This window comes from Aminobacterium sp. UBA4834 (genome assembly GCF_002400205.1).
In the GTDB taxonomy this organism is placed as follows: domain Bacteria; phylum Synergistota; class Synergistia; order Synergistales; family Aminobacteriaceae; genus Aminobacterium; species Aminobacterium mobile.
On record NZ_DHFC01000003.1, the window covers coordinates 144843 to 159599 of the forward strand.

Sequence of the window (14757 nt, forward strand, 5' to 3'; positions counted from 1 at the left end):
AATCTAACATTTGGGGTGTACTTTTCTGAAGGTCTAGCCCTTTTTTGGTTTATCCAGGATTTAACGGTATAATATATTAATGTCAAACTATATAAACAAATATAAATATACGAAGGAGGAATGATCAGTGGCCTGTGCTCCCGTTTACGAAACAAGGCCGGTACGTATTCAGCGCGATATAAAACACATTGCTTCATTGGGGAAAGACAAGGCCGGACGAACCTGTTTTACCTATAGTCAACAGGACAAAGACGTTCGTGATTTTTTGATTGAAACGCTTCAAGGTCTGAATCTCTCTATTGCAGTGGATGGGGTAGGTAATATTCGTGCTCGATATGAAGGAAAGAACCCTGATGCTCCTATAGTGATGAGTGGTTCTCACATTGATTCTGTGCGACAGGGCGGAAAATTTGACGGCGTGGCCGGTGTTGTCGCGGCTCTTGAAGTGGTGCGAACAATGGTAGATGAAGGGATTGTTCCGATACATCCGGTGGAAGTTGTTATTTTCTCTGAAGAAGAAGGGTCGAATTTTGGGCCTTGCTGTGCTGGCAGCAAAACTATGATTGGCCGATATACAGTGAAAGACTTGAAAAAACTGAAAAACCCAGCGGGTATGTCTATGTACACTATGGCTCAAGAGTGTGGCTATAATCCGGATTCCATGCCTAACAGTGTTTTACGTCCTGGAGATGTGAAAGCTTTTTTAGAGCTTCATATAGAACAGGGGCCATCTCTTGACGCAGCAGGTGTTCCAATAGGAATTGTAGAAGCTATTAACGGTCTTCGGCAGATGAGGGTAGATGTTCAGGGTGTGGCGAATCATGCCGGCGGAACTCCCATGGCCTTGCGGCAAGATAGTCTTCTTGCTGCTTCCCGTATGATTTTAGCGGTAGAAGAAATTGTGCGGAAGGAAGGGGCTGATACTACAGTGGGAACTGTAGGACACATAGAGTGCAGCCCAAATGTATGGAATATTATACCGGGGAGAGCAACTTTTTCTATTGATATTCGCGATGTTTGTGAGAAGACGATGGATAGGATTGTAGAGAAAGTGAAAGAGCGCATCCAAGATATTGCAACAGCATGTCATGTAGAAAGCAGGATCTCTTCCCTTGCTTCTTTGGAAGCGGTACGTCTCTCCCCTCAAGTTATCGAAGTTTTAGAGAAAAAAGCTAAAGAGCTAGGTACCCCTTACAAAAAAATAAATAGTGGAGCTGTTCATGATGCGGTACTGCTTCGGTCTATAACTGATGTGGGCATGATCTTTGTCCCGAGCATTGGGGGGCGAAGTCATTGTCCAGAGGAAGAGACAGACGTTGAAGATATTAAGAAGGGTGCAGATATTCTTCTTGCTTCTATTCTGGAATTAGCAGGTTTTGTAAAAGAATAGCGCATTCGTTATGCCAATTCTCTATTCCACAGCGCTAGACCTAGAAGGGATGCCCCTTCTAGGTCTGGATAGGACGTTTTTACAGAAAAAGTTAAGCGAGCCGTTTTTTCTCCTGCCCATGAATGAGAGCATCTTTTGCTGCCATAATTAAAAGTTGTAAACGGTTGTCGTTATTTGTTCGACTTGTACCGGGATCGAGGTCGAGGCAGAGCAAATCCAGCTCAGGGTAGAGCCGACGCAATACACCTTCCACTCCTTTACCTGTAATATGGTTGGCAAGACATCCAAAAGGCTGAAGGCATACGATATGATTGATGCCCTTCTCTAACATATCAATCATTTCTGCGGGGAGTAACCACCCTTCTCCAGCCTGGTTAGCTAGACTGGTGACGCGAGTTACTTTCTTAGAGAGGGCTTTAAGAGTTTGACGAGGCAGTGCGAAACGGAAATTCTTTAAAACGGCCTCTAATTTACTTTCAAAATAACCTGTTAACGTTTCCATAAAGAGATTTCCTAGAACATCGAGTAATCCTGGTTCACACAGATACGCCTTCCAGTTATAGACATCGCTTCGGAACTTCATAAAGAAAAAGGATGAGAGAGGAGGCAGCACTGGTTCAACCCCATGGGCGATAAGTTTATCTACAAGAAAATCTTGGGCGAACTCGTTATAATTTACAAATATCTCTCCCACAATTCCTATTCGCGGAATATCCTCTTCTTTCATGGGAAGCCCATTAAATGTAGCGACTGCTTCTTCCATAAGGTCTATAAGTTCTGAAAAAGTTCCTCTATTTTTAAGGAAATCTCCAAGATGGCGAAGGTATTTCAGGTAAATGGTCTTTGCACTTCCACCTGAAAACTCTCTTGGGGCCGTAGAGAGAAAGAGAGAGGCTAAAAGATCAGCTCCGAGTAAGCCGTAGAGTAGGCCCTGTGCGGCATCTTTTTTAGAGACATAAAATCCCGCCGTTTCAAAATTTTCTACACCGAAAGTAGGGACTTCCACATCGGGGAAACCGGCGCTTGCTAAAGCTTTTCGGGCGAGTGGCACATAATTGGTTGCTCGACACTGTCCCCCAGTTTGAGTGAGAAGAACAGCGGCGTTTTTAGCTGTATATTGCTTTTCCATAAAGGCTTTGAGAATGTCACCAATAACTACAATAGCTGGATAACACATATCGTTATGAACATATTCCAACCCTATGTCTACGGATTGTTGCGTTTGCGGAGAAAGAATTTCTGCTTCTAGGCCTAATCCTTGTAGAAGAGAAGGTAACAAAGGTGAATAGAGAGCAGAAAACCAAGGCATAACGATTTTCTTTCGTGAAATCTTTTGTTCCTCATGGAAGAAAATTTCATGTTTTTGTGAAGGTGAAGGTCGATTGAATTCAAGAATGGAGCGGAGTCGAATTCTTGCTGCTCCAAGATTAGCGATATCATCTATTTTTATGAGAGAGTAACTGCATCCTGCTTCTCGTACGATAGCTTCCAGCTCATCTCCTGTTACAGCGTCAACCCCACATCCAAATGAGGATATGTGAACTAAATCGAGGCCTTCCTTGGCGGTAGCCTTGGCACCAGCATAGAGACGGTTAGTATAGGCCCATTGAGTGACGACCTTGCAGTTACTGAGACTATGCCCTGGGAAATGTGCTGTTAGGAGGTCAGCCGGTATGGCGTCAGCCCCGAGATCAGCGATAAGGTCAAATATCCCATGATTAATGAGAGGGTCCATATGGTAAGGGCGACAGGCTATGGCCAATATATGTCGTTTCGCAGCTCTGCTTTCATCGAGAGCTTTTTGGGCTTCCTCTCGTACCGTTTTTTCGTAATGTTGTTGAGCATGGAGAGCCATTTTAAAAGCAACTGCCACACGATGCCTGTTTATTCCCAAAAACTTCCCATACTCGTGGACTTGTTTATTGAAAAGGACGGGTTTTCTTAAGGAAAAAACAGGGCTATCCAAGGGGATGTGATATTGCCCTTCGGGGTCGAGAGCGCTTCTGATTACATCGGCGTAGCTACAGACGACAGGGCAATTATAGCTGTTATTTGCTGTTCTAATTTCATTCCGCTCATGAACAATAATAGGCATAAAGATACGGTCTACTCCCATTTCCGTAAGGGCTACAATATGACCGTGAGCAAGTTTTGCCGGGAAGCAGATGTTTTCAGCCATAACGGACGATACGCCTCGTTCATGGATGTTTTCATCGGAAGGGGGAGAAAGTACCACTTTATAACCACACTCTCTGAAGAACGTGCACCAGAAAGGATAAAGCTCATACATGCTTAATGCCCTGGGAATCCCAATGGTCCCCGCGGGGGAGCCTGTCGGCTCTGTGGGACAGTTGAAGAGAGTGTCGTAGCGAGTCTTGAAGAAATTATCCCCTCGAGTAACTCTTTGTCCATTATTGAAAATCTTTCTGCATCTGTTCCCAGTATAAAATTTTTGCCCACTTGAAAAAGTAAGGCTTGTTACGGCACAACTGTTGGTGCATCCATGACAGCGGAAATTTTGGGCGGAAGGTTCTTCCCATGTCTCCAGAATATGGAAAATATCCTTATGTTTCCCTTCCACCGCTTCCTCCTGCCACTGCTTTGCTACATAAATAGCTGCTCCCCATGCCCCCATAAGACCAGCTTCTACTGGCCTTACTACGCGGCGCTTGGTAATGACTTCGAGTGCTCTTAGGATTGCAGGATTTTGGAATGTCCCTCCTTGAACAACAATAACAGGTCCAAGTTCGCTATAGTCACGTATTTTAAGGACTTTATGGAGAGAATTTCGTATTACAGAGTATGCCAAGCCTGCGGCAATGTCTCGAATATCTCTTCCTTCATTAAGAGCCTGCTTCACGCTTGAGTTCATAAAAACCGTACATCGAGTTCCAAGATCGCAAGGGTGTCCAGCTTCGCAAGCATATTGAGCAAAAGATTCCATAGAAAGCCCCAGAGACTCGGCAAATGTTTGGATAAAGCTTCCACACCCAGAAGAACAAGCTTCATTGAGTTTTATAGTTTCTAGGTGGTTGTCTTTGATGCTCATGGCCTTCATGTCTTGTCCGCCGATATCGAGAATAAAAGAGACGTTGGGGCATAGGGTGCGAGCCGCGATAAAATGCGCCATAGTTTCTACAAGGCTATGGTGAAGGTCCAAAGCTTTCCTGATTAAATCTTCCCCGTAACCAGTACTGGCTCCTGCCACAATAGAGAGGTCTTCTCGATGGTTTTCCATGAGAGTTTTCTTAAAACTGGTCATGGCACGATGGGTAATTCCCAGAACATCCCCTTTATTTGTTTCATAGTGGGAAAGAACCATCTTGTGATTTTTGTCTATGAGGACGAGTTTTGTAGTAGTGGAACCAGAATCTACACCAAGAAAGAGAGGCCCCTCTGCTTTTTGGACTGAAACGGAAGGAAGGGCGTATTGTCTGTGACGTTCTTCCCAAAGGAATCTCTCTTTTTTGCTCTCGAATAGAGGAGGTAAATCCGTCCTAATGATATGGATATGCCCCGATTTTTTTGATAAACGAGATATAAGTTTGCCCAAAGATACGCTATTTTTCTCGTTGCTTTCATGAAAAAGGGCAGTGCCGAGGGCTGGCAATAATCTGGGATGGTCATATGCAGCAATGTCGTGATTTTGATCAAGGCCCAGATAAGAGACGAAAGACTGGCGCAAGCCGGGGAAGAAGGAAAAGGGGCCGCCGGCAAAGAGTACTTGACCGCGAATGGCTCTCCCACGAGAGAGTGAGGAGAGAACATGAAGGGCAATAGACTTAAAGACAGAGGCGACAATATCCTCCGGTTTAGCTCGTTGTGCCAGAAGAGACTGAATATCTGTTTTGGCAAAAACTCCACATCGAGAGGCAATAGTGTAAATAGCTTTCCCTTTGGAAGAAAGAGTGTTGAGAGAATCGAGACCAACACCTAACAACGATGCAATTTGATCGATAAAAGCTCCTGTCCCACCGGCGCAAGCTCCATTCATGTTCATATCGGGGTTGAGGTTATCGTCGAAGAAGATCATTTTAGAATCTTCTCCGCCAAGTTCTATCATGGTTCGCACTTTCGGCATCCTGCGACGAATATAGCGAGCTGCTGCCACTACTTCCTGCACAAAGGGGAGGGAAAACTGTGAGGCCATATTCATTCCTGCCGAACCGGTGATAGCGACGTCAAGAGCCATATCTCCTAATTTTTCAGCGCATAAGTGAAGAATGGAAAGAAGAGTTCCAGAAGGATCTGTGTTGTGTCGTTCATAAGCAGAAAAAAGCAACTGCCCCTCGGGATGACATACCACAACCTTCACTGTAGTTGAACCAAGATCAATGCCCATAGGAAAAACTGTTTCCATGAATATCACCTGCTTGGCACAGCTACGATGAAAACAATGCTATGCTTATAGTTCTTTAATTGTACCTTCCAAAAGGGTAAATGCACAAGGAATTACAGATAATAGCATGAGGAAGAACGCGGTTAATCTCTTGTGAGAGGCATTTCGCTGCCTTTATTGAAAGAAATCTCTACTTTTTCCCCGTCACTCCTCTGGCGATCTTTCCGGCTTAAAATATCTACTTCAATGGTTTGCCCACTTACGTCCACAAAATAGGTTGTTATGGCACCTTTAAACTGGCGCCCGCTAATATATCCTGAAAGGATGCCTTTCTCATAAGAGAAAGAAAGATCTTCTGGGTGAATGGCTACTTTCTCTCCCCCCTTGAGGGTTATGATGTTGCTTCGTCCAATAAAATCGGCGACGAAGGAGTTTTCTGCGCGCCTATAGATGTCTTGAGGGGGCCCAATTTGTATGATTTGTCCTTTTTCCATAACGACAATCCTATGGGAGAGAGCTAGGGCCTCTTCCTGATCGTGGGTAACGTAAAGGGTTGTAATTCCTAAACTACTTTGAATCTGGCAAATTTCGCGCCTCATACGTACCCGAAGCTTCGCGTCAAGATTGCTGAGAGGTTCGTCAAGAAGAAGAACTTTAGGTCTTGTTACAAGAGCTCTGGCAAGAGCGACTCGTTGCTGCTCTCCTCCGCTTAATTGACCGATTGTTTTTGAGCCGGAGAGAGGGAGTCCTACTTTCTCGAGCATCTCCATTCCCATAGTACAGGCTTTTTCCCGGGGAATTTTTCGAAACTTAAGTCCGTATATTACATTTTCAAGTACTGTCATATGAGGGAAAAGAGCATAGCTTTGAAAAACAGTAGCTGTTGGTCGTTTTTCCGGAGGAAGAGCTGTAATATCGTCCCCTTCGAGAATAATGTGTCCATTGTCTGGCTTAAGAAACCCTCCCACCATGCGGAGCGTTGTGGTTTTCCCACAGCCACTTGGACCAAGAAGAGCTACAAGTTCCCCTTCTTCTATATCAATAGAAAAATTGTGCACAGCATAAAGGTGCCCAAATTTTTTATCGAGTCGCTTCAATTGAAGGTACATGGCTTCTCCTCACTTTTTTAGACGAATTCTTTCCCTTGTGAAGCAAAACATAAGAGAAAGCAGCGTTAATGATCATTACCACAATAATAATAACGGAGGCCATAACAGACCCTACTCCTATATCCCCTTGTTGTATGGCATCGAACATTTCGACGGTGGCAACTTTTGTATAAGGGGTAATTAAGAAAATAATGCCACCAATAGTAGTCATAGTAAAAGTAAAGGTGTTAATGAAACTTACCAAAAAAGTAGATTTTAAGAGAGGCAGAATAACATCTTTTAACACGTAAATATCGTTTCCACCCTGGTCTTTCACGGCATCTTCAAGCTCTGTGTTGATTTGATTGAGCACAGAAATTCCACTTTTTATGCCCAGAGTCAACTGGCGGTAAATACAGTTCGTGATAACAAGGAAGCCAGTTCCTAGAAAAAACTCTGGTAACCAGTTAAAGGCGAGAAGGTAGGCAATCCCGAAAAATGGACCCGGTAAAATAAAAGGGAGGTCGGCGATGAAATCAATGACCCTTGCCATAGGCCTATTCTTTCTTCCTAAAAACCAGGCGAGAAGGGCTCCCATAATGCCTGCTGTCAGCGCTGCTATTACAGAGTATTGGATGCTGCGAATAAGGCTGCTGAGTTTGGCGAGCTTCAAGATTTTTATATGCTGAAGGGTGAAAGAAAAGTTCACTCCCCAGGTTTTTGTAAAAGCACCACAGAAAATAGTTCCATACTTCATAAGTTCAAAGAAAACAAATCCCCATGTACCAATAAAGACTATACAGTTGACCCATAAAGGCAATCCAAGTAAGTCTTCATCTACGCTTGCTGTTTTTGGAGAAAACATGGGAACTTTTCCCAGGATTTTTCTGTACAGAAGGAAGACGATGAAAGCAGGAATTAAAAGAAGCGTGGAAATAGCAGAGGCTTTCGGGAAATCGTAGCTCCCGATGGCAGTCATATATGCTTGCGTAGCTAAAACATTATAATTCCCACCAATGAACATAGGAGTTCCAAAGTCAGAAAGGGAACGAATAAAAACAATAAGAGCTGCCGTGATAATTCCGGGCTTTGCTAAAGGAAGGGTAATGTGCCAAAGAGTATGCCAACGGCTGGCCCCCAAGTCAAGAGAAGCCTGTTCCAGACTTCGATTAACTCCCCGAAGAACAGCAATAATTAGGAAGGCAGCAATGGTGGCAAAACTAATAGATTCAATGAGAATAACGCCATGGGGGCCATAAGGACTCCAATGAAAGCCCAGCAGTTTCCATGTAACGAGCCCACGTCGGCCAAAAAGCATGATATATGCCAATGACGATACGAAAGGGGGAGAAATAAGAGAAAGAAGCAGAACCGCAAGCACTACCTTTTTACCCTTATTTTTTGAATGGGTAACATAAAGAGCACAGCAAAGGCCGATAAAGAGGGCGAAAAAAGTAGTCCATAGTCCTACAAAAAGGCTGTTACGCACAAGAAACTGATTGATAGTAAAAAGATCTCTGTAGTGTTCAAGGCTGAAAACACCATGAACAAAAACGCTCTCTTTCAATACAGCTAAAGTGGGCCAGAGAATGAAGATAAAAACATTAACGGCCAAAAAAAGATAAAGACAAAAGGGGGCATCAAAAGATGCCCCGCAAAGTTTACTGTTCCGCTTTACTGCCAAATTGCTTCTGCCACCTTTCAATGATGTTCTTTCTCATTTCACCGGACTTTACAGCATCGACAACAACAATCTTGGCCTCTTTAAGCCCCCGCAAATATTCTGGGACATCTGCGTCAGGTCTTGTTCCGACTTTGGCAGTGTGAGCCATTTGGACTTCTTGTCCTCGCTTTGAAAGACACCAGTCGACGAAAGCTTTAGCTGCTTCCATATTTTTTGCGCCCTTCATGATAGCAATGGGTGAAATAAAGCCAGGTGTTCCTTCTGCTGGAAAAACTGATACTACAGGGTACCCTTGTTCAATAAGCTTTACGCCACAGTCATAGGGATCGATGCCAATGGCGACTTCTCCAAGAGAAGCTTTATTAGGAGGGGCAGCTCCTCTTTTAGTATAAAAGGGGATGTTAGAGTCGAGTTTATTGATATACTCCCAACCTCGTTCTTCTCCAAAAATTTGAATAAGGTGAAAAAGGACAGAGTAATTTGTACCGGAGATAGCAGGATTGCTCATAAGAATCTCCCCTTTATACTCTGGTTTTCCAAGGTCTGCCCATCTCTTTGGCATAGAGAGTCCTTTTTCTTTCATAACGTCTTTATTGATAAGAAAATCCACTGCGCATACAGATAAACCAGTCCAATATCCGTCGGGATCCTTATATTCCGCAGGGATTTTTTCTGATTCTGGGGATATATAAGGTTCAAGGAACTCCTCTCGTGCTGCCTCCACGTAGCTATCGACTCCACCACTAAACCAGGCATCAGCAAGAACTTTACCTTTAGCGGCTCTCAGACGAGTGAGCACTTCGCCAGAAGACATGTTCAAGTAGTTTACTTTAATGCCAGTATCTTTAGTAAACTCTGCCATAATTTCATCAATACCAGTAGCTGCAATAAAAATACTGATAGTCTGTCCAGCTAAGGGTTTATCGGCACTGGCAAAAGCCATGGGGCCAGAAAACATAACAAGACAGGCGAGTAAAAGGGCTGCAAGTACTTTTTTCACGGTGTGTCCTCCTTAGTTTATTTGTTTAAGTAATATGTATTATTCCGAGAAATCATATTAAGTGAAAGGGAGGTAGTAGTCAATATTGCCATGAGTATTATTCCTATATTTATTATGTGAGTTTTTGGCAGCAACTTTAAATTGCTTCTCTTCCTTTTTTGGGGAGGAGTTTATGTGTCGTAATTTGGAATTTCTTATCATATAGAATGGAATTATAAATATAGAACAAGAGCTGTCTTGCAAGACAGCTCTTGTTCTAGCGTGTATTGGGAGGTGTGGTGCTTTTGTGTTTCCCTATTGCAATTCTTTTGATGCGATAGCTTTGAACTCTTCGTCTGTAAGAAGGCGACGGTTCTTTATGCCAAAATCCTTAACTTCAGCAAGAATATTCCGCATCTGGTCTTCTGTTGCCTTTATACCGAGTTTCTCAAGATTGACTTCAACAGATTTGACGCCGCTCTTCTTCCCAAGTACTATCTGAGGCTCATTTCCCACAAATTCCGGATTCAGAGAGAACATGGCAAGAGGTTTTTCTCTCAACATCTCAATGCCGATGCCAGATTCTCTGGTGAAGATCCGATCGCCAATAATAGGTTCATTCCCTGCAAGAGGGACGTTGCACATAGCAGATATTTCATCGGCAATTTTTTTGAAGGCTCCAAAGTCTGTGCCATAGTCCATATTAAACATAACTTTTAGTGCCATGAGCACCTGGAAAAGGGATGTGTTTCCAGTACGTTCGCCTAAACTATTCAAGCATGTGTGGATAACGTCTGCTCCTCCTTCCACAGCAGCGAGGCTGTTGGCTAGTGCCATACCAAAATCGTTATGTGTGTGGACTTCAACAGAAAGTCCGGTAAGGTTTTTGACCCTGCGTACAAGTTGGAACATGGCTCCCGGAAGGATACATCCTGTAGTGTCAACAACTCCCACACTGTCGGGAGCACAATAGTCGCAAACGGAGCCTAGAAGGTTCTTAAGATCTTCCCAATCAGCTCGGGTTGTATCGTAAGGGAAAAGCACCGTATATAAGCCAGCATCTTTCGATGCTTCGACTGCTTCTTTCGTTTTTTTTGCCACGTCTTCCCATGTCCAGCCAAATTGATAGAGGAGCTTGGGCTTCCCTATAGGAACCTCAATGACGACTCCATGAGCCCCACATTCCGTAGCCATCTCTATATCTTTGACCATAGCTCGGGCAAATGTGAATATTTTTGCTGGAAGATTGTCTTTTACAATAGATTTAATGGCTTCCTTATCTGCCTCGGATACGGCAGGCATACCGGCTTCAATACGCTCAACACCCATATTGGCAAGAATACGAGCGATTTTCAGCTTGTCTTCAGGAGTGAAGACAACTCCTGGAGTTTGCTCCCCATCTCGAAGGGTTGCGTCATGAATTTGAACATGCTCAGGTAGAGCCAATGTTTGACGATATTCTTCGTTGAACGGGCTTGTCCACCAGTTCTCTGTTTGGTAGTGTGTCATTTTATTTCTTCCCCTCCTTTAAAACTTCCGGGTTGACAATATAATCTGGTTTTTCTCCACGTAACACGCGAACAACGGCTTCTGCAGCACCTGTCGCCATTCTATAGATGGCTTCATACGTTAGAGCTGCGCTGTGAGGTGTCATAAGAACATGAGGAGCTGTGAGGATGGGGGAATCGGGACGAGGTGGTTCCTCTGGAAAAACGTCTACTGCTAATCCCCCAAGATGTCCATCACGAAGAGATTGAGCTACAGCGTCTACATTAATGACAGGGCCACGGGCTGCGTTGATGAGGATAGCGCCTTTTTTCATAAGAGAGAGCTCTTTTGTGTCGATCATGCAATGTGTTTCTTCTGTGAGAGGGGTATGAATTGTTACGAAATCAGAACTCTTCAGAAGCTCTTCGAGTTTTTCAACGCTATGAACATCCTTGGGCACCTCTATGTATGGATCATAGACGATGACATTCATTGCAAAGCCATCATGGGCGATACGATACACGGCCTTGCCGACCTTTCCAAAACCAATAATGCCAAGGGTTTTCCCATTTAGCTCTGAGAGCCCTATATGGTCTCTTTCTCTAAATTTCCCCTCTCTGATAAGGGAGTCGCTCAGAGTATATTTTTTAATGAAATAAAGCATCATACCAAGAACATGTTCTGCTACAGAGACAGCATTGGCATAAGGGGTGTTTCCCACAATAATGCCTGCTTTTGTAGCGTAGTCGAGATCGATGTTATCAACTCCTACACCATGACGACCAATAACTTTAAGATGTGGAAGTTGAGAAAGGAAGTCTCCTTTCAAAGGGGATGTTCGGATAACAAGCCCTTCAATAGAGTCTTTATTCTTTTCGTTGAGTTCTTGCCGTGTAATAAGGGTGTGACCAGCTTTTCGAAGAATGTTGAGTCCATCTTCAGATATAGGGTCATATATTAATACAGTGCTCATAATAGGCTTCCTTTCTGCTAAAAAATCTAATCGATGGTTCGTCCGCCATCAATGAGGATAAGTTGGCCTGTAATATAGCTTGAACAGTCGGAGGCGAGGAAAAGAACAGGGCCAACAATATCTTCCGTTTTCCCAAGACGTTTCATGGGAATTTTTGAAGTCATTTCTTCTCGAACGCCAGGTCCATTGATCAGTTTCGATGTGAGCGGAGTTTCAACAAAACCAGGTCCAATAGCGTTGACATTTACGTTATATTGCCCCCACTCATGGGCGAGCACTTTGGTCATTTGATACACTCCGCCTTTGGCGCTGGCGTAAGGTGCTCGTTTCAGGTGTCCTCTTACAGCAGAAACAGAAGCGGTATTAATGATTTTCCCTGATTTTTGCTGAACCATAACCCGGCCTACAGCTTGTGCGCAATAAAACATCCCGGAAAGGTTTACATTAATGACTTTTTGCCACTCTTCAGGAGATATGTCGAGAGCAAACTTCCTAACGTTAATACCGGCATTGTTGCAGAGGACATCTATTTTCCCATATTTTTTGAACACGGAATCGATAGCAGTATTTACCTGCTCTGCATCGCTGACGTCGAGAAAAAGGAAATCTGCCTGTTTCCCTTGAGATGAGAGATCGCTGGCAAACTGAAGGCCATCTGCTTTGTTTACATCTGCAATAACTACAGTGGCTCCTTCTTCTGCAAAGGCCTCTACCATGGCCTTGCCTAAGCCGCTGGCACCTCCTGTGACGATGACAACTTTCGATTCAAGTCCCAGGTCCATAATAAAACCACTCCTTCGTAAATCTAACTTTTTATGCAGCAGTCAAGTTTTTCTTGCTCTGCTTATGATTCCTGATAATTGGAATGGCTATCAACAACAGACTCAGGACGAGTAAAAGAAGGGTTACAGGGCGGGTTACAAAAACACCCAGATCTCCTCTGTACATAAAAAATGCTCGTCTAAAGTGAGTTTCTGCCATACCACCAAGAATGAAACCAAGTACCACAGGGGCCACACCATAATGCAATTTATTAAAGATATATCCAATTACACCAAAGACCATCATGACAAATACATCGAATAAACTTCCGCCAACACCGTACGCACCTATAGTGCACATTACAAGGATAAAGGGTGTCAACATGTATCTGGGTATTTTGAGCATTTTTACGAAGAGCCTGATCCCGAAATATTGGAAGGCAAACATGAATACGTTGGCCAATAGCAACATAGCAAAAATGCCATAAATAATTTCAGGGGTATCTTTAAAAAGCAAAGGGCCAGGGCGAAGTCCGTGAATAAGAAGGCCTCCAAGCATAACAGCAGTAGTAGAGTCTCCGGGAATGCCGAGAGTGAGCATGGGCACAAGGGCTCCCCCTGTTACCGCATTGTTGCTTGTTTCTGAAGCAATAACACCATCTATACAGCCCTTCCCAAATTCCTCTGGAGTCTTAGAGAGCCGCTTGGCCTGATCATAAGATACAAAGGAAGCAATGCTACAACCAGCGCCGGGCAAAATTCCTACAATTGTCCCAATAACAGCAGAAGAGAGAATAATCCATTTCCTTTCCAGAAGGGTAATAAAAGAGGGGAACTCTCCTTTGAGTCCCTTATTGCTCGTTAGTTTAACAGAACTTCCAATGGTTTCAGCATCTTCCAGCGCTTTTGACACGGCGAAAAGTCCAATAAGAACCGGCAAAAGATTGAGGCCGCTGAGAAGATTAGGAATTCCGAAACTATAACGTACCATTCCTGTAACAGGATCTGTCCCAATAAATGAGATAAAAACGCCAATAAACCCGGCGATAACTCCTTTGAGAAGAGATTGGGAGGAAACACTGGCAATAACGGTAAGACCAAGTACTGCAAGAGAAAAGTACTCTGTTGGTCCGAATCCGAGAGCAAAACGGGCTAGTTTAGGAGCAATAAACATGAGGATTCCCGCGCTGAAAAGACCTCCGATAAGAGAGACGAGGATGGATGTTCCCAATGCGAGCCCTGCTTGTCCTTTTTGAGCCATAGGGTATGCGTCGAATGTTGTGCAAATGGAAGCCGGCGTCCCGGGAATGCGGAGCAGAGTGGAAGAAATGGATCCTCCGGCTGTTCCTCCACAAAAAGCCCCCATAAGCATGCCCATTCCAGCCACAGGAGAGAGTCCAAATGTTACAGGGATTAGTAGAGCTACGGCCATGGTAGACGTCAGCCCTGGTAGTGCCCCGAAAATAATGCCAAGAACAGTTCCTGCGGCAGTAAAAAAAATTGCTTCTGGCTGGAAAGCACCAATAAGGCCTTGGATAAGTGCTGTCATTTTTATATCCCCCCGTTTTTTTATGGAAGTAATGTATGGAAAAATCTTGTAAATAGCAAGAATAGAGCTACTGGAGCGACAGCGGAAAAAAGAAAGATATTTAATATTTTCTTGTCAAATTTCCCATAAAAGAAAAGCCCCAAAGCGCTCATAAACAGAACGGAAGCAAACACAAATCCGAGTTTCTCTAAAAGTGCAACGTAGATAAAAGCGATAAGAAGCGTAACGAGTACCTTGGCTTTTCCCTGAAAATCCAAGGTGACCTCTTTAGAAGAAGTTTCCTCTTTCCTACAGGAATAAAAAAGCACCAGAAGGGAGAGCAAAATTATGCCTGTAAGAACTACATATGGGAAAAAACGAGGACCAAGTATAGCCCCGGAAGCATCTTTGATTTTTGTTGTTTGGATTAGAAAAAAGCCAGATACACATATCACGGTAAGGGATGTTGCTATATCGGCCTTACGCATAATTACATTCCTCCTTGGTTCTAAAAAAGGGGCGAGCCT

General features: G+C 43.8%; 10 protein-coding genes. 1 reads left to right on the top strand and 9 read right to left on the bottom strand.

From position 1 onward, the window contains the following. Nucleotides 1-127: 127 nt before the first annotated feature. Nucleotides 128-1390: a M20 family metallo-hydrolase gene (locus B3L97_RS01325; RefSeq protein WP_286933218.1), complete on the top strand. Its 1263-nt coding sequence runs from the start codon at nt 128-130 to the stop codon at nt 1388-1390. Nucleotides 1391-1481: 91 nt separating this feature from the next. On the opposite strand, the gene B3L97_RS01330 is transcribed toward B3L97_RS01325, so the two are convergent. From B3L97_RS01330 to B3L97_RS01370, 9 genes are all read right to left on the bottom strand, one after another. Beyond that, nucleotides 1482-5750 (bottom strand): acyl-CoA dehydratase activase-related protein, encoded by a 4269-nt coding sequence (locus B3L97_RS01330; RefSeq protein WP_286933221.1) that lies wholly within the window; start codon nt 5748-5750, stop codon nt 1482-1484. A 122-nt stretch (nt 5751-5872) separates the two neighbouring features. Beyond that, nucleotides 5873-6838, bottom strand: coding sequence for an ABC transporter ATP-binding protein (locus tag B3L97_RS01335; protein ID WP_286847714.1), 966 nt, complete (start codon nt 6836-6838; stop codon nt 5873-5875). Continuing rightward, on the bottom strand, nt 6810-8501 hold the full coding sequence (locus B3L97_RS01340; RefSeq protein WP_286933223.1) for an ABC transporter permease: 1692 nt from the start codon (nt 8499-8501) through the stop codon (nt 6810-6812). The genes B3L97_RS01335 and B3L97_RS01340 overlap by 29 nt, the downstream gene beginning before the upstream one ends. Then, nucleotides 8479-9501, bottom strand: a complete 1023-nt coding sequence (locus B3L97_RS01345; protein ID WP_286933224.1) for an ABC transporter substrate-binding protein — start codon at nt 9499-9501, stop codon at nt 8479-8481. The genes B3L97_RS01340 and B3L97_RS01345 overlap by 23 nt, the downstream gene beginning before the upstream one ends. A gap of 294 nt (nt 9502-9795) precedes the next feature. Next, nucleotides 9796-10989 (bottom strand): homocitrate synthase/isopropylmalate synthase family protein, encoded by a 1194-nt coding sequence (locus B3L97_RS01350; RefSeq protein ID WP_286933227.1) that lies wholly within the window; start codon nt 10987-10989, stop codon nt 9796-9798. A gap of 1 nt (nt 10990) precedes the next feature. Further along, nucleotides 10991-11941 (bottom strand): hydroxyacid dehydrogenase, encoded by a 951-nt coding sequence (locus B3L97_RS01355; RefSeq protein WP_286933230.1) that lies wholly within the window; start codon nt 11939-11941, stop codon nt 10991-10993. Nucleotides 11942-11967: 26 nt separating this feature from the next. Continuing rightward, nucleotides 11968-12723, bottom strand: a complete 756-nt coding sequence (locus tag B3L97_RS01360) for an SDR family NAD(P)-dependent oxidoreductase (RefSeq protein WP_286847709.1) — start codon at nt 12721-12723, stop codon at nt 11968-11970. 31 nt (nt 12724-12754) lie between these two features. After that, nucleotides 12755-14251, bottom strand: a complete 1497-nt coding sequence (locus tag B3L97_RS01365; protein WP_286933232.1) for a tripartite tricarboxylate transporter permease — start codon at nt 14249-14251, stop codon at nt 12755-12757. A 20-nt stretch (nt 14252-14271) separates the two neighbouring features. After that, nucleotides 14272-14718: a tripartite tricarboxylate transporter TctB family protein gene (locus tag B3L97_RS01370; RefSeq protein ID WP_286933235.1), complete on the bottom strand. Its 447-nt coding sequence runs from the start codon at nt 14716-14718 to the stop codon at nt 14272-14274. Nucleotides 14719-14757 lie beyond the last annotated feature (39 nt).

Excerpts from the sequence above, each read along its gene's own strand:
- B3L97_RS01330 (WP_286933221.1), bottom strand. The coding sequence starts at position 5,750 with ATGGAAACAGTTTTTCCTATGGGCATTGATCTTGGTTCAACTACAGTG.
- B3L97_RS01335 (WP_286847714.1), bottom strand. The coding sequence starts at position 6,838 with ATGTACCTTCAATTGAAGCGACTCGATAAAAAATTTGGGCACCTTTAT.
- B3L97_RS01350 (WP_286933227.1), bottom strand. The coding sequence starts at position 10,989 with ATGACACACTACCAAACAGAGAACTGGTGGACAAGCCCGTTCAACGAA.
- B3L97_RS01355 (WP_286933230.1), bottom strand. The coding sequence starts at position 11,941 with ATGAGCACTGTATTAATATATGACCCTATATCTGAAGATGGACTCAAC.
- B3L97_RS01360 (WP_286847709.1), bottom strand. The coding sequence starts at position 12,723 with ATGGACCTGGGACTTGAATCGAAAGTTGTCATCGTCACAGGAGGTGCC.
- B3L97_RS01365 (WP_286933232.1), bottom strand. The coding sequence starts at position 14,251 with ATGACAGCACTTATCCAAGGCCTTATTGGTGCTTTCCAGCCAGAAGCA.
- B3L97_RS01370 (WP_286933235.1), bottom strand. The coding sequence starts at position 14,718 with ATGCGTAAGGCCGATATAGCAACATCCCTTACCGTGATATGTGTATCT.